The 17,321-nt window shown below is 41.0% G+C and carries 7 protein-coding genes; 6 read left to right on the plus strand and 1 reads right to left on the minus strand.

The window, feature by feature from the left end:
- Positions 1-80 precede the first annotated feature (80 nt).
- The 6 genes from BCU84_RS12770 to BCU84_RS12795 all read left to right on the plus strand — a co-directional run bounded on the left by BCU84_RS12770 (position 81) and on the right by BCU84_RS12795 (position 16,305).
- Positions 81-1,388, plus strand: a complete 1,308-nt coding sequence (locus BCU84_RS12770; RefSeq protein ID WP_241906429.1) for an efflux RND transporter periplasmic adaptor subunit — start codon at positions 81-83, stop codon at positions 1,386-1,388.
- Positions 1,389-1,397: 9 nt separating this feature from the next.
- Positions 1,398-4,568, plus strand: coding sequence for a CusA/CzcA family heavy metal efflux RND transporter (locus BCU84_RS12775; RefSeq protein WP_102528471.1), 3,171 nt, complete (start codon positions 1,398-1,400; stop codon positions 4,566-4,568).
- A 245-nt stretch (positions 4,569-4,813) separates the two neighbouring features.
- Positions 4,814-5,707 carry a penicillin-insensitive murein endopeptidase gene (mepA, locus tag BCU84_RS12780; RefSeq protein ID WP_102528472.1) on the plus strand — a complete coding sequence of 298 codons (894 nt, stop codon included), beginning with the start codon at positions 4,814-4,816 and terminating at the stop codon, positions 5,705-5,707.
- Positions 5,708-6,202: 495 nt separating this feature from the next.
- Positions 6,203-12,892, plus strand: coding sequence for a PQQ-binding-like beta-propeller repeat protein (locus BCU84_RS12785; RefSeq protein ID WP_102528473.1), 6,690 nt, complete (start codon positions 6,203-6,205; stop codon positions 12,890-12,892).
- A gap of 397 nt (positions 12,893-13,289) precedes the next feature.
- The gene (locus tag BCU84_RS12790; RefSeq protein ID WP_102528474.1) at positions 13,290-14,213 is read left to right on the plus strand and encodes a TAXI family TRAP transporter solute-binding subunit; all 924 of its coding nucleotides are present in this window, start codon (positions 13,290-13,292) and stop codon (positions 14,211-14,213) included.
- A gap of 133 nt (positions 14,214-14,346) precedes the next feature.
- Entirely contained in the window at positions 14,347-16,305 is a 1,959-nt protein-coding gene (locus tag BCU84_RS12795; protein ID WP_102528475.1) for a TRAP transporter fused permease subunit, read from the plus strand.
- Positions 16,306-16,382: 77 nt separating this feature from the next.
- Here the strand turns inward: BCU84_RS12795 and BCU84_RS21110 are convergent, their stop codons facing one another.
- Positions 16,383-16,919, minus strand: a complete 537-nt coding sequence (locus BCU84_RS21110) for a prepilin-type N-terminal cleavage/methylation domain-containing protein (protein WP_102528476.1) — start codon at positions 16,917-16,919, stop codon at positions 16,383-16,385.
- Between the last annotated feature and the right edge of the window lie 402 nt (positions 16,920-17,321).

Genomic DNA, 17,321 nt, shown 5'->3' on the forward strand with positions numbered 1-17,321 from the left:
AGTATTCCGTCGTTATTCGCAATATTGCAGTGGTTGTAACAGCAACATTGCCTGCGGGTAGCAACTCGAAAGGTAACACTATGAAGACTCAACTTTTAACACTAACTCAAATTAGACTAGCGATTATTTCTTTAGCCCTAATGACATCGTTAGCTGTAGCAAACACGGCGTGGGCTGCTCAGGCTGATGCAGCGGAGCATGGACATGCCCACAATGAAATAGAAAAAAATTCCCAGACCGATTCAGTGGTCGATAAGCCTATTTCTAGTTATAAACCTGGCAGTAAAAGAAGCGAACTACTTAGCAAAGAACTTAATAAAGGAATTAACAAAGAACCTAACAAAGAACTTATTACAGAACCCAATGAACAACCCAATAAACAACATAGCGACGCTATAGTATTAACTACGCAGCAGCAACAGCTCGCAGGTATCGAAGTCGTCAATTTATCCAGCAGCACATTTAATTTAGATGATGTAGCTACAGCCACATTAATCGTTGATCGCGATCGCACCATGACATTAGCCCCACAACTCGATGTCAGAGTATTAAAGCGACATGTGGTGCCGGGTCAATTAGTGAAACAAGGGCAAGTGTTATTGACCTTAGGTGGCGCGGCAGTGGCGCAAGCGCAAGCAGACTATATAAACGCTGCAGCTGAGTGGGACAGGATTAAGCGTATGAGCCAAAACACGGTGAGTGAAAGCCAACGTTTAGAGGCGCAAGTACAAGCAGAGCTCACCCGAGCGAATCTTGAAGCGCTGAAAATGACTCGCGCGCAAATTAACGCTTTAGTTAGCCAGCCAGAATCCATTGGCAGATATCAATTATTAGCACCAATTAATGGCCGTGTGCAGCAGGATATTGCCATGTTAGGTCAGGTATCCGCTGGTGGAACACCGTTAATGCAGCTTACCGATGAATCACACTTGTGGGTTCAGGCTCAGTTGTCAGCACACCAAGCGGAGGGGATTAGCAGAGGCGATAAAGCTTTAGTTAAAGTCGATGGTTTATCTATTGAGGGCACTATTATTGGCCGCTCACATGAACTTGATTTGGTTACCCGAACTGAACAAGTGCTCGTAAGCATTGATAACAGCAAATATAGATTACATGCAGGTCAATTTGCTGAGTTGTACTTACCAAGTGCATTGAGCGGTGGAGTGATATTACCTGATGCCGCTTTAACACGAGGATCTGATGGGCATTGGCAGGTGTTTATACAAGATGCTGATGGTTTTGAAGCGATGGAAGTTGAGGTAGTTGAAAGCCAACGTGGGATGAATATGGTAACGGGGATTGCTGCCAACAGTAGAGTGGTGGTGAGTGGCGCTTTTCTTTTAGCTTCTGAACTTGCGAAAGCAGGTTTTGATATCCATAACCACTAGGGGCCACTAATGCTACAGAAATTAATTGAAGCAGCGGTGAAAAACCGATTGCTAGTGGGCTTGGCATTGATATTTATTGTTGCCGCCAGCGTATTCATGCTGCCCAAATTAAACTTGGATGCATTTCCTGATGTAACCAATGTGCAAGTGACAGTGAATACTGAAGCCGAGGGGCTCGCTGCTGAAGAAGTTGAAAAACTGATCAGTTACCCGGTGGAATCGGCTATGTACGCCTTACCTGAAGTCACTGAGGTAAGGTCATTATCTCGCACTGGATTGTCGATAGTCACAGTGGTTTTTGCTGAAGGCACCGATATTTATTTTGCCCGTCAGCAGGTGTTTGAGCAGTTACAAGCGGCTAAAGAAATGATCCCAGATGGCGTTGGTGTACCTGAAATCGGCCCCAATACTTCTGGGTTAGGGCAAGTTTATCAGTATATTTTACGGGCAACCCCAGCGTCAGGCGTTGATGCTGCAGAGCTTCGTAGTATTAATGATTACTTAGTGAAGCTGATTTTAATGCCAGTAGAAGGGGTGACAGAGGTGTTGTCATTTGGTGGTGATGTTCGCCAATACCAAGTGCAAGTCGACCCGAATAAATTATTAAGCTACGGCCTATCTATGCCCCTAGTCACCGAGGCGCTCGAAAGCAATAACCGTAATGCGGGTGGTTGGTTTATGCCCCAAGGTCAAGAGCAGCTGGTTGTACGTGGTTATGGTTTATTGCCATCGGGTCAGGCGGGCTTAAAGGCGATAGGGCAAATTCCATTAACAGAGGTCGCGGGGACGCCAGTTCGTGTTACTGATATCGCCAAGGTGGAATATGGCCGTGAAATCCGTGTAGGGGCGGTTACTTTTACCCGTAAAGAGCAAAATCCAGTAAATGGCAAAACCGAAGTCAATGCTATGGGCGAAGTCGTTGCTGGCGTAGTACTTAAACGCATGGGCGCGAATACCAAAGCCACCATTGATGACATTTCAAAGCGCGTTAGTTTTATTGAACAAGCACTGCCAAAAGGCGTCTCATTTGAGGTGTTTTATGATCAATCCGATTTAGTTACGCAAGCGGTTACCACTGTGATTGATGCACTGTTAATGGCTTTTGTGTTTATCGTGATTATTCTGGCTTTATTCTTGGTGAACTTACGTGCCACTTTATTAGTGCTGCTATCCATTCCGATATCGATTGGGTTAGCGTTAATGATCATGTCTTACTTTGGATTGTCGGCTAACTTAATGTCGCTTGGTGGCCTAGCGGTAGCTATTGGCATGTTGGTTGATGGCTCAGTAGTGATGGTTGAGAATATTTTTAAACAATTAACTCAAGAGGAAAACAGTTCAGATCCAACAGCGGATAAAGTCATGCGAGCGGCTAATGAAGTGTGCAGCCCAATCTTTTTTGCTACTGCGATTATTATCGTGGTGTTCGCGCCACTATTTGCGCTTGAAGGGGTTGAAGGCAAGTTATTTCAGCCAATGGCGGTAAGTATTATTTTAGCGATGATATCTGCATTGTTAGTTGCGCTGATTGCTGTTCCTGCAATGGCGGTGTACTTGTTTAATCGCGGTGTCACCCTCAAGCAAAGCCCAATCTTGACCCCAATTGAGCAAGGGTATCGGCAGTTGCTTTTGGCGGTAATGCATAAACCTGCAACTGTGATGGGAACTGCTGCTACATTATTTATCGCTAGTATGCTGCTAGTGCCAAAACTTGGCACTGAGTTTGTCCCTGAACTTGAAGAGGGCACTATTAACCTGCGGGTGACGCTTGCTCCAACTGCAAGTTTGGCGACATCGTTAGATATAGCGCCGAAAATAGAGTCAATATTGATGGCATTCCCAGAGGTAGAATATGCCTTAAGTCGTATTGGCGCACCTGAACTTGGCGGCGACCCTGAGCCGGTGAGTAACATTGAAATCTACATCGGCTTAAAACCTGTTGATGAGTGGCAAAGTGCCGAAAATCGTTTTGAGCTACAGCACTTAATGGAAGACGAATTAAGTGTTTTCCCAGGTTTGCTGTTTACCTTTTCACAACCCATTGCTACCCGCGTTGATGAACTGTTATCAGGAGTGAAAGCTCAATTAGCGATTAAAATTTTGGGGCCTGATCTTAATGTCTTGTCTGAAAAGGGGCAGCAACTTACTGAGCTTGTTAGTGAGATTGAAGGCGCGGTAGATGTGTCGCTTGAGCAAGTCAGCGGTGAGGCTCAATTGGTCGTTAGGCCATTAAGAGAGCAATTGGCGCGTTACGGTATTAGTGTCGATCAAGTGATGAGCCTAGTGAGTCAAGGTATTGGTGGTGTGAGTGCAGGACAGGTCATTGACGGTAATGCCCGCTACGATATTAATGTGCGTTTAGCTGAAACTTACCGCAGCTCACCCGATGCACTTAGAGATTTGATATTACGTGGTGCCAATGGCGCGCAAGTTCGTTTAGGCGATGTAGCGCAAGTAGGCGTAGAAATGGCGCCACCTAATATTCGCCGTGATGATGTGCAGCGCCGCGTTGTAGTACAAGCCAACGTTTCAGGGCGTGATATGGGCTCAGTGGTGAATGACATTTATGCCATAGTGCCAAAGGCAGAGTTACCAGCAGGTTACACTGTGGTGGTTGGTGGTCAATACGAGAACCAACAACGTGCGCAACAAAAGCTGATGTTAGTAGTGCCAGTATCCATAGTATTAATTGCCTTGTTGCTATATTTCTCGTTCGGTTCAATCAAACAGGTTGGCTTAATTATGGCGAATGTACCACTGGCGCTAATTGGTGGGGTGGTTGCTTTATATAGTACAGGCACCTATTTGTCCGTGCCGAGTTCTATCGGTTTTATCACCTTATTTGGGGTGGCGGTGTTAAACGGCGTGGTACTAGTAGACGCGATTAATCAGCGACGTGCACATGTTAGAAATATGGAAGGTGATGAGAGCTTATTTGAGAGTGTCTATGAAGGCACGGTTGGTCGATTGCGGCCAGTGCTAATGACCGCGCTCACCTCTGCACTAGGGTTAATCCCCATCTTAATGTCATCAGGTGCCGGCAGCGAAATTCAACAACCGTTAGCCGTGGTGATCATCGGTGGCTTGTTTAGCTCAACTGCACTGACGCTGTTGGTATTACCGACGATGTATCAGTGGTTGTATAGAAATGAAATACCAAAAGGGAATAATGTTCGATAGGGTAATGAGGCAAGTTAATTCAATTAGTTACCTTTGCTGTTAATGGCAATATGGGCATTATCATTTAAAAAATGATAATGCCTTTTTAATTTCTTAATTCCTTTTCTCAACTCCTTTTTCTTAATTCCTTCTTCTTAATGCCGAACAGGCTGACTTCACGGTCTTATTTTCTTGCTAGACTCTATAAAGATAAAGCTTAATTTGTTTATGTTTATCATCATCTGAAGTGTAAAAGGGTGCTGCACATGTCATATTTTTTCAAAGTATTTCTGCCGAAAAACGCACTACTTATTGGCACCATTTTAATCTCTATATCTATTCCTGCAGTTTTCGCTCAACAGATGAAATGGAATCAATTTGACACTCCATCTTTAGGTAAGGTTGCAGCGATTGGTTCTTATGCCAATGGCTGTCTAGCAGGGGCAAAAGCATTACCCTTGATAGGTGAAGGTTATCAGGTGATACGCACAGAGCGTCATCGCTATTATGGCCACCCTCAATTAGTGGCCTTTATTACTAATTTTGCTAAACAGACCCAAGCAGCAGGGATGAATGATATTTTGATTGGTGATATCTCGATGGCTCGCGGTGGTAATTTTGAATCGGGTCATTCAAGTCACCAAGTTGGGCTTGATGCAGATATTTGGTTTCGCCAAGCTGAGCAGACATTGACAAAAGATGCCAGAGAAACCCCTCAGAAGTTAGATCTTGTTGATAAGTCGGCATTTAACGTTAATCAAGATTGGCAAGCTCATCACGGCACTATGATCAGGTTAGCAGCTGAGTCTAGCGAGGTTGCGCGGATTTTTGTTAATCCAGCAATCAAACAGCAACTGTGCAATATGGACTGGCAAGATGACAGTTGGCTGACTAAAGTGCGCCCTTGGTGGGGACACTCTCTTCATATGCATGTGCGTTTGGCTTGCCCTGAAAATGATGCATTATGTCAAAACCAAAAAGCGCCACCAACGAGCACAGGTTGTGATGAGCTTGATTGGTGGCGCAAACAAATATTGGCGTCAAATGAAGCGAGTAAGCAACCTAAATACAAGTCCAAATCCAAACAAAAGTCTAAGCCGAAATCAAAAACCGTTAAGGTAAAACCTGAACAATGCCAAACACTTTATCAAGCTGAATAAGCCTTTTTCCACAAAATTTATTTTATTAAAAATAAAAAATCAGTATTCGTGGGTCTTTTTTATTCCCTTCGATTAGCTTTGATTGCCCAGTATCAAACTTAAATACTTTTAGGTGTAACAGGGCTATTTTTTGTTTATTAAATAGTTACATCTTCTGATGGTGTCGCTTTGTTTGGTGTATTTGATTGTTTCGTTAATGGGTACGGTTAAATGAATATTATAAAGACGTGTCAACTAGATAAGTCATTTGTCTTGTCATAATTGATTTTATTGGTATTTTTACACCTTGAATTGTTAGGGTAATGTTGATTATTGCGAGTATTGTGTGTATTTTGTGCTCTAGATTCAAGGAAGAGTTGAGTTAAACTGCATTATGGATAATGTCGAAATCGGTGTTTTCCCTTCTTAATTTTATTTCTATTCTCCTTCAAATTTCGTTATTTGGCTCATCGGATTAAATGAGTTGCTAATATAATTTCTCTGCTAGGAAGCGCAATGAAAAATACAGTTACTATTACACTACTCATGTTATTTTTACTGGGTTGTGGAGGCGGAGGTGGAGAGAGTTCTGAGCCATCGCCGCAACCTCAACCTAGCGTTGATACGGATAGTGATGGTTTGCCCGATGATGTAGATAAAGACGATGATGGTGATGGCGTTGATGACGATAAAGATGCCTTTCCGTTAGATGCTTCTGAATCGGTTGATACTGATGGTGACGGTATTGGAAATAATGCAGATACAGATGATGATAACGATACAGTTTTAGATGATAAAGATGCCTTTCCATTAGATGCTTCTGAGTCAGTTGATACTGACGGTGACGGTATTGGGAATAATGCTGATACCGATGATGATGGAGATGGTGTACATGACGATCAAGATGCTTTCCCATTAGATGCGGCTGAATCAATAGACACTGATGGTGATGGTATTGGCAATAATGCCGATACCGATGATGATGGGGATGGCATTGTAGACGAAGAAGATGCTTTTCCATTGGATGACACTGAATCCATTGATACAGATAGTGATGGAACTGGCGATAATGCAGACTTTTTTCCTGGTGATGCGAGTTGTTTTGCGGAATCTGATGGGGTTAATGAACAGTGTTTTTTAACTTGGATGGCAATAGAAACGCCAAGTGAAGTTGAATTTGGCAATGATGGTTTAGTTTATTTATCTGGACCACAATGGGGAGTAATACATCGTTACGACACTGCGACTGAACACTTCCTTACACCAATACCTATAGCGTTAATTGACTCACCAGTCATGGGCTTTGTTAATGGCCATAGCCGTTTATATTATAGTGATGACGATGGCGATATTAGTTACATTGATGGTCATGAATTGGTGCATTTTACAACGTTAGAAACGCCAGCTAATCAACTTGTTTCCGCTGGTAATTATCTACTTACTTTAAGTGGTCATAATTATTATAATCAAGAATATGCAAGCTTCAATATTTCGGCTGAAGCGTCTGAACAAAACAATAATTACTTTGAGTTAAATTCAGCTTCTTTTGCTTGGAGCGATGCCAACTCAAAGTTATACCATTTTCGTGATGATTCGGCTCCAAATGACCTTATTTCTACTGAAATAGACCAATCTACAGGACAAATAACTCAGCAAGTCGACAGTCCTCACCATGGGGATTATGTTATTAGACCTCCTATTTCAGTCTCACTTGATGGAAGCAAAGTGTTACTGGGTAGCGGTGATATTTATGACGGTAATACTCTTGAGTGGACAGGCTCTATATCAAGTCAAATTAGTGATGCTTTTTGGTTGGCTGACAACACATTAGTAACTGTGGAGTCCAGTGAGGAAGTATCATACTTGGTAAGAAGAGATGCCGAACTTATTGTACAAGAATATTTAACGTTTGATGGGGATATTCTAGCTTCATTTTCATATGATAATAGCAGTGTATTGATTGTTAACACTCCAGATAGAGTGCAAATTCAAGCTTTTGTTGCCAATGATGATATTGATAATGATGGCGTGATTAATACTGAGGATGCCTTTGCATCTAACCCTGCATTTTCAAAAGATTCAGATAACGATGGTTTTGCTGATGAAGTCAATGAGGGGGTAGAAACGGATGCTGAATTATTAGCGTTAGTGGATGCTTTTCCTGAAGATTCAGCTTGTTGGTTAACTGAACATGGCTTAAATGAAGTGTGTGACTTTAATACAACAGTACCTGACTTTTTGGCTGATGATGTGGTGTCCGCGGATGGCGTGCTTTATTTATTAAGTGCTGAAAATCAAAAAGTATATACTTGGAACACCAGTAGTGAGTCTTATGATAATCCTATCAATCTTAAACCACTGTTTCCTTCTCTAGCTGCGCATTCTGCCAACAAGCTTGCTTATTCTGCTGAACATCAACGCTTATATGTGGGGTTTGAGTCTGGAGAGGTTCATTCCATCGAGCCTAGCAACACCTATGAAGTACAGCCGTTTACTAGTTTAAGTTGGTCTGTCAATGGCTTAGCGAGTGTTGGTAACTACGTTTTAGCGCAAGACTCAAGTGGTGCTTGGGTTTCTCATCATATTTTCAATCAAGATGGTGTTAAAACAGACAGTAAAGATTGGAACTATTTCTCCCATACATATGCCTGGAACTCTGATACTTCAAGAGTGTACTTCTTAAGGGATGATACATCACCAAATGATTTACATTATGAAGAAATAGATCAGTCCACTGGTGTTATCACATCTTCAGGTGATTCTCCTTATCATAGTAGTGATGGTATTAGTCACCCTGTTCGAGTGTCTAGTGACAATACCAAGGTGATTTTAGGTAGCGGTAAAATTTTTAATGCATCAACGTTAGAGCAAGTGGCTGATTTAGGGCTATCGACTACTGATATTCGATGGATTGGAAGTGAAATATTTGCCTTATCAGTAACCGATTCTAGTGATTCGGTATTGTCGGTTTGGTCAGGTGAAGAGCTTCGTCAACTTGGTGTAATTAGTTTTTCTGGTATGCCTGTGGCATTAGAGGTCATTGATGATGATTTGGTTGTTGTTACTGAACAATTACAGACGCTTAGCTACACCAATCAAGTTGTAGCTGATCATGATAATGATGGTATTCCTGGTTGGTGGGAGCAAATTTATGGCTTAGATGACAGTGATCAAAATGATGCGCTTCTCGACTCTGACAATGATGGAATAAGTAACCTCATAGAGTATTCATTACTGACCGACCCTACCAATGCTGATTCAGATAACGATGGTTTAAGTGACGGAGATGAAGTTAATGGTGTACAGACAAATCCACTAAATAGCGATTCCGATGGCGACGGATTAACAGACGGTGAAGAAGTTAATGATCACGGCACAGATCCCTTAAATCAAGATTCAGATGCTGATGGACTTAATGATTATGTAGAGGTAGCAACATTAGGAACCAACCCGCTCAATGAAGATAGTGATGCTGATGGTATTCCAGACTCATGGGAGGTGGCTAACTCATTAAACCCATTATTGGACGATACTCTCGCTGATGCTGACAACGATGGTTTAAGTAACGCTGATGAGTTTGCTTATGGTACAGACCCTTCAATAATAGACAGCGATTTTGACAATCTTAGTGATGGTGATGAAGTCCATGTGTATCTGACACTACCAATGAATTTTGATACTGATGACGATCGTATGTCAGATGGTTGGGAAGTGAATTATGGTTTCAACCCTCAAGAAGATGATGCTCAGCTTGATTTTGATGCTGATGGTTTTTTGAATATTAAAGAGTATTTTTATAAAACAAATCCTATAGATATTGCAGATATACCGACAGCTTCCCCGTGGTCGAGCTTGCAAGGTAATGCATCTCATAATGGACTAAATGTAGTTGATATTGATGTTGATAATTTATCTGAGCGTTGGACGATTGATATACCGTTAAATATTGATCTCTATTCCGATAAATTAATGATTGCTGATAATTATGTTTTGTTAACGGGTAGTCAGATTGAAAATTATGGGTTTAAGGAATTAGTAAGCTTTAACGCATTGGATGGTACTACAGCTTGGCAGCGTACTTACCAAGTTGATGCGATTACCCCCGCTGCTTATAGCGACGGTAAAGTTTATTTTCAAACTGGCGGTCATAGTGATTCATTCCTTCGAGCTTTGGATATCAACTCTGGTGATTTGGTATTTAAGTCTGCCTATGAAAACCAGTGGACACGCTACGCTGCTCCAACCATTTTTGAAGATGGTGTATATGTTGGTGGAGGCTATTACGGCGGTGTATATAGGTTTGATGCAAACTCTGGTGAAGAGATTTGGTTTAGAGAGCAAGATAATCTTTATAACTGGACTCCTACAGTCGATAATAATTCGGTTTATATGCTAGATAATGATCTGCATATCATTGATAAAGAAAATGGCGAATTGGTGGAGTCGATCGCAATTGAAGATAACTCTATTAATGGGGAAACGGCTGTTTTAGGTCTTGAAAATGACTTATTTTTATCTGATAACAATGAGTTAATTGCTATAGATCTATCCACTAAATCGATTAAGTGGAACAAAGTAGCAGGCTATGCAGACGGAATATCTGTAGGCGCTGGTGAAGTCTATGTGATTAATCACGGTGTTATTAATGCATTAGACTCAAGAGATGGATCGTTGTTGTGGGCGTGGGAGGCTGATAACAATCAATTCTTAGCCAGCAATATTGTGGTCAGTAATTCTTTGTTATTTGTTTCTGATAATAGTATGACTTATGCACTTGATCTTGATACCCATCAAGAGCGGTGGTCGATTGCTAAAGGAGGGATGCTGTCTTTAGGGAGTGAGGGTGCACTCTATATTTTAGATCATCAAAATAGAAAGTTGACCGCTATAGATGTTGGTGGTGATGTTGATGACGATGGCATGTTGGATTGGTATGAGGATTTCTACGGTTTCGATAAGTACTTTGCTGATGATGCATTGCTTGATGCCGACCTTGATGGATTAAGTAATCTTGAAGAGTTTGTTTCAGGAACAAGCCCTGTTAATGCTGATTCTGATGAGGATGGCTTAACTGATTATGATGAGTTAAATATTCATTTATCAAATCCAAAAAATTCAGATACTGATGCTGACGGCATGCCTGATAACTGGGAGATAGAGCAAGGGTTTAATTTATTAGACCCTACAGATTCCGCGAGTGATAGCGATGGCGACACCATTACGAATTTTGAAGAGTATTGGTTACAAACAGACCCTAACGATATTAATTCAGCGCCTCATATCATCACTAGCGAGTCATATTCTTTTGAAGATCAACTTATCCCAGATTCATGGTCAATGAATGCAAGTTTAGCCACTTGGTATGTTGACGATGTTATTGCAAGTGATGGTACTTATAGTTTATATACTAACGGTGAAGCTGACATCAGCTTTATGGGTTACTTTGCCGGTAATGAGTTGAGCTTCAAAGTGCAAAGTAATTGCGCTTGGGCTTCGTCAGCTTTTGGCTACGACGATAATATTCAATACGTTACATTGAGTAACGATTGGCAGCAGCATACAATGCTCATCCCTCGTGGCATACATCATATATATTTCTATAACTATGATAATTGCACCTTAAGAATAGATGATGTTCAATTTACTCCATTGCAGTCTCTAGCGGAGTCTGCGACTCAATATGTTAGTCAACAGCATAATCAATTATCGTTTTTTGATTATGATAATCAGGTGACAAAGACTGTTGAAGTCCCTTCTTTTTCATACAGTGCCCGCGATATTGAGGTATTAGATGATGGTCGAATTGCGGTATTTAATGGAGTGTTTGCTCCTTCATTATCATTATATGATCCTGAGCGTCATACATGGGAGAGCTTAACTCATTCGGGTTGGGGAATAGTAAATAATTCAACATACGGTGGCATTGATAGTTTGGGCTCCAATGTGTTCGTAACAGATATGAATGTTGGTTACGATAATAGTCAAGGCATAGTAAAGTTTGACCTTGTTAACCAGACTTCAGAGCATATTTCTGGTGCTGGATATTTTGATTTAAGTATTGGATTAGATGGCAATTTATATGCGCTTTCAGGTTCCGGAATTGATATTTATAATCCGAATACCATGGAATTAGACTCTTCGGTGTTAGTACAGGACTCTCGTGCCGTGACTGCAGACGGTGAGGGTAATATGTATTTGGTCACATGGAGTGGTGACGTTTTAAAATACGATGTTCAAGGTGTGATAGTTGAAACTTTATCAATCAACGCGCCGCTGATAGATATTAATATTAACCAACGTAATGAGTTACTTATTACTGATTCTAATTACAGGTTAATCAAAACCAGTTTATCCCTTGACAGTTTTAGCGTTGAACTGGAGCATTCTAGTAGTCAATTTATTAGTGATGTCCCAGTTATTGATCAAGATTTAGATGGCATGCCATCTTGGTGGGAGCACAAATATGGTTTAAGCGATCTCGATTCATCAGACGCATCAATTGATTTAGATCTAGATGGTTTAAATAATCTTGTTGAATACCATAATTTCACTAATCCGGCTGTGTTTGATACCGATGATGACCAATTGTCAGATGGTGATGAAGTCAATTTCTACCTGACTAATCCAACGTTAAAAGATACTGATTTAGATGGATTAGAAGACGGAGTTGAAGTGAACACAACATTTACCAATCCGTTACTGAGCGATACTGACGGTGACATGTTTAGCGATGGAGCTGAAGTCAATTTATATTTAACTGATCCTAATGATGCAGGGTCTATACCTGATGCACTCACCGATTTTACAGAAAACTTTGAGGGGCAACTGAATTTAATTTGGACTGAACCTGTAGATTCAAATGCAAATTGGTCACTGTCTCAAGATCAAGTGAGTCAAGGTAGTAATAGTTACCGCTCGGGTGATATTGGTGACTCACAGAAAAGTATTACTGAATTTTCTGTACTAGTGACAGATGGAGAACTTAGTTTTGATGTGTTAGTACTCTCTGAGCCATGCTGCGATAAATTACGGGTATACCTTAATGATGAATTAATGATTGATTCTACAGCTCAACAATGGACTAACTATTTATTAAGTTTAGTTGCCGGTGAAAACACCATTCGTTTTGAGTATTTCAAAGACGGCAGTGTGTCTTCTTTAGAAGATTCTGTTTGGATCGATAATATTATTTTTACCCAGCAGTAGATTAACCAATTGGTCTACATTAGATAATTTTCAAAGCCCAATCTCAGTATTGGGCTTTGTTATATCAATTTATAAGTTTTTTCATTGCCATGAACATGATGTTTACAGTTAATGCAGAGTATGGTCTTTCGAATAACTAATAATGTATAGGTTTTAAGGACATGTTGCCGATACTGTTTTATTTTTAGTGTTTCATAAAAAGCTCTCATTCTTTGTTGACGATCTCGGTCTAGATAATACTAAACTCTTACGACTATTCTACACCTTGACTTTGCCTACCTCATAAGTGATTATCGATGGCTAATTAAATCGTAACTGTTAACAAAAAGTTATTAATAAACAAAGGTTTTTAATCATATCCTAATATTAGGACGTGATTGAAATTAAGGGGAAGGCTATGTTTCATCGTGCATTAGTTTTAGCGATATTATTAATATTGCCATCTGCGGTTCAAGCAGAAAACTATTCAATAGGTACTGGTGGCCAAAGTGGTATTTACTACCCATTTGGTGGTGCATTAGCGAAAGTGTGGTCTGATAAAGTCCCAGAGGTTAATGTAAAAGCTGAAGTGACAGCCGCTTCTGTTGAAAATACCATTAAAGTGGTTCGCGGCGATATGGTTGCAGGTATTGCGATGGGCAATGTTGTGCTTGATGCTTATAAAGGTGAAGGTAAGTTCAGAAGTGCTATGCCTGTGAATACCTTATTTGCACTATATCCAAATTTAGTTCACGCAATCAGTCTTGAAAAGTCTGGTATTACTTCACTAGCCGACCTTAAAGGTAAGCGTATTTCTTTAGGCGCTCCTGCCAGTGGTACAGCGGTGACCTCTGCTGCATTACTTGAGTCTATTGGTATTGATGTGAAAAAAGACATCACAGCGGTGTACCTAAACTATTCAGAAACGACCAATGCATTAGCCAATGGCCAAATTGATGCTGGCTTTATTGTTGGCGGGCAAGGTGTTGGCGCGGTTACTCAAGTGGCGTTAACTCATAAAGTGAGCATTATTCCTGTATCGGCAGATGAAAGTGCCTCTTTCATTGATAAAAATCCTGCTTACAGTAATTACACCATTCCTGCTGATGTATACAACAATGTAGGCGCAGTGCCGACATTAAGTGTGTGGAACGTGATTGTAGTTAGCGCCAAAATGAGCGATGAAATGGCGTTTAATTTAACTAAAGCAGCTTTTGAGAACATGTCAGAAGTGCAAAAAGTGGTTAAGGTTGCAGAAGCGACAACACCTGAAAATGCTGAACGACTACAAGGTGTACCATTACATCCTGGTGCGCAAAAGTATTTAGATAGCATTAAGTAAACTAACTTAGTTTTCTAGGTCGTTATAACACCTTTAGGTGAACGTGAAAAAGACAAAGGCAACGTAATGTTGCCTTTGTATATTTAGGTCATTGATTGTGGCTTAACTCAATCATTGGCAAAGAGGAAAAACTATGACCCAAGAACAGGGCAAAAAAGCCGAGCAGTATGTGAGTGGGGATAATGAGCAACAGGTCGATATTGACGCAGGTGTTGCCAGCGCTCTTCCTTATGAAAGAACCGTTAAAATTATTGGCTACACTACGCTAGTTATCGCAGTACTCTTATCATCATTTCAAATCTGGCAAGGTATTACCTCAACTATATCAGCAACCTATTTTCGCCCCGTTCATTTGTGTTGGGTGTTGATTCTGATTTTTTTACATTATCCATTAGTTAAAAATCGTCGTAAAAAAGGCTATATGCTTGGCAGGGTATTCGATCTTGCGTTGTGTGGCGTGACCGTGTTTGCCGGTTATCGGATGTCGATTTTTGACTATAACGATATTGACCATTTGCTTTATGGTTTAGGTACAGCCGACTTAGTCGCAGGTAGTGCATTATTACTCTTATTATTAGAAGGTTGTCGACGTACCGTTGGTTGGGTGATGGTGCTGATTGCTGGCGTATTTTTAGCTTATAGTGGCTTTGGTGATCTCTTGCCAGGAGCAATGGCGACTAAGGCGTATTCACTACAAGAGTTGATTCAATTCCAAATCTATTCTGCTAATGGTGTCTTCGGTTCTGCCTTGGGTATTGCGGCGACAACCGTGTTTATTTTTGTACTGTTCGGTGCATTTTTAGAGGTCACTGGCGCAGGTAAATTCTTTATTGATTTAGCTTTTTCGATTGCAGGTAAATATCGCGGCGGCCCTGCAAAAGCGGCTGTATTGGCATCTGCTGGATTAGGTTCAATTTCAGGTTCGGCAATTGCAAACACTGTGACCACTGGCGCAGTGACGATTCCAATGATGAAAAAACTGGGCTATACACCTGAGCAGTCTGCTGGGATTGAAGCCTCGGCTTCAACAGGTGGTCAAATTATGCCGCCGATTATGGGTGCAGGTGCGTTTGTGATGGCGCAGTTTACTGGTGTGCCTTACAGTGAAATCATGTTGGCATCCATTGCGCCTGCCATTTTGTATTTCTTCTGTACCTTACTTTATGTGCATTTAATGGCGTGCAAGTTGAACCTAAAAGCGGCGAGTCGCACTGAGGCCATCATTGAGGTAATGAAACACGGCGCTCATCACCTTATTCCGCTCGCTATCATCACGTCATTATTGATGATGGCATACTCACCATTGCTAGTAGGGGTTGCAGGCTGCGCGGCAATTTTAGTGACAGCAGCACTGCGAAAACACAGCCGAATAGGTCTTAAAAAGTTTATCGAAGGCATGAAAAATGGCGCGTTATTAGCGCTACCAATTTCAGTTGCCTGTGGCGCCGCAGGCATCATTGTTGGTGTAGTAGGGCAAACCGGTATTGGGCTACAGTTTACTCAATTTGTAATGGACTTTTCGGGCGGTTACATGCTGGTGGCGCTTGGGTTAATTAGCATAGTGGCATTAGTGTTAGGCATGGGATTACCTGTGACTGCAGCATATATTGTGCTGGCAGTAATGGCAGTGCCAATGTTGGGTGACTTTGGTTTGCCATTATTAACAGCGCACTTAATTGTGTTCTGGTTATCGCAAACTTCAAATGTAACCCCACCGATTGCGCTGGCTGCATTTGCGGGAGCTGGGGTGGCAAATGCCAACCCAATGAAGTCATCTGTTGAGGCATTTAAGCTAGCAGGTGGCTTGTTCATAATCCCAATTATGATGGCCTATACCGATTTGCTTAATCCTGATGCAGGCATGATGGCATTTACCTTCGCGATTATTCAGACCGCTAGCATTATCGTGGCTATTGCGATATCGATTGAAGGTTACCTTTTACGTCCGCTTTCAACAGTTGAACGACTGGTTGCAATCGCCACTGTCCCTTGGGTGTTGTTTAATCCATTTGGCACTGGCGTTATTGGTGTGGCGGTGGTGCTGGGATTATTGGCCGTACAATGGAAAACGCAAGATAAAGCAGCGATTTAGTATGGCTTGTTAACAAAAAATAGGTTTAGCTTGAACGGCTAAACCTATTTTTTATCTACATAAAACCACATCGGTGGCTAACAACCTGAAATATCAACCGTTAACGTATAAGTGGTATCTGAACCATTGGTGCCAGTTGGTTCAATATAACGAACATGACAGTTTATCGTTTCATCATCTAAATCATAACCATAGCGAACATTAGACGAACCAACTTCAACATTAGGTGTACAGGTTCCACTACCAAAACAGAAATCAATTTCAGAGCCTATTTCCAGCATTTGTGGTAAGCCGCCACCCGCATTTTCACCAAATGCTTCTGGATAGCCAAGCTTCATCTCAATCACTTCACCATTGTAATCAATCACACTGCGGTCGTCTTTTTCAACGCCATCAATGGCTGCCCGTGAGTAGGCTAAATCCAGTGATGATTGTATTGCCGCTTTAACACCTTGAACGGTAGATATTTTGGCATCACTTTGTAGGTTGATGAACTTTGGCGCCGCAACGACGGCTAAAATACCAAGAATTATAATCACCACCACTAACTCAATCAGGGTAAAGCCTTTGCCAGTTGTGCGTTGTGTGAGTGACTTATTTGTATTGAATAACATTCCTTGTCCTTGATGTGAATGATGCTGTGAACTTCTAATTTGGGGAAATGAACCAAGTCTGTTCGTTTCTGAAAAATGACAGTTGAAGTATCAGTTTATATTTTGAATATTGTAAGCTGTTAATATTAATAGTACTAACATTAACAATTGCTAATATTATGGTGAAGCACAAATAAGCTTAAGTAAAATATTGACTAAATGAATAATATCACCATCAATATGGCATCATTTACGTGGTTTCTTTAGTTTTTAAATCGGTACTAATCGATTTAATCTGTTATCTACAGGTTTCTTTTGGTGATGAACGTTGATTGATACCGTAAATCTAAAGGTGATTAGTTTTGTTATTTAACTTAATCATTTATAACTTCATCTTAAAGAGCCTGTTTCGACAGTCATAAT

The sequence above is a fragment of the Shewanella sp. 10N.286.51.B7 genome (assembly GCF_002873615.1).
Taxonomy (GTDB): Bacteria; Pseudomonadota; Gammaproteobacteria; order Enterobacterales; family Shewanellaceae; genus Shewanella; species Shewanella electrodiphila.

Bases quoted from the DNA above. Each gene is read 5' to 3' on its own strand.
- BCU84_RS12775 (WP_102528471.1), top strand. From the start codon at position 1,398: ATGCTACAGAAATTAATTGAAGCAGCGGTGAAAAACCGATTGCTAGTG.
- BCU84_RS12770 (WP_241906429.1), top strand. From the start codon at position 81: ATGAAGACTCAACTTTTAACACTAACTCAAATTAGACTAGCGATTATT.
- BCU84_RS21110 (WP_102528476.1), bottom strand. From the start codon at position 16,919: ATGTTATTCAATACAAATAAGTCACTCACACAACGCACAACTGGCAAA.
- BCU84_RS12785 (WP_102528473.1), top strand. From the start codon at position 6,203: ATGAAAAATACAGTTACTATTACACTACTCATGTTATTTTTACTGGGT.
- mepA (WP_102528472.1), top strand. From the start codon at position 4,814: ATGTCATATTTTTTCAAAGTATTTCTGCCGAAAAACGCACTACTTATT.
- BCU84_RS12795 (WP_102528475.1), top strand. From the start codon at position 14,347: ATGACCCAAGAACAGGGCAAAAAAGCCGAGCAGTATGTGAGTGGGGAT.
- BCU84_RS12790 (WP_102528474.1), top strand. From the start codon at position 13,290: ATGTTTCATCGTGCATTAGTTTTAGCGATATTATTAATATTGCCATCT.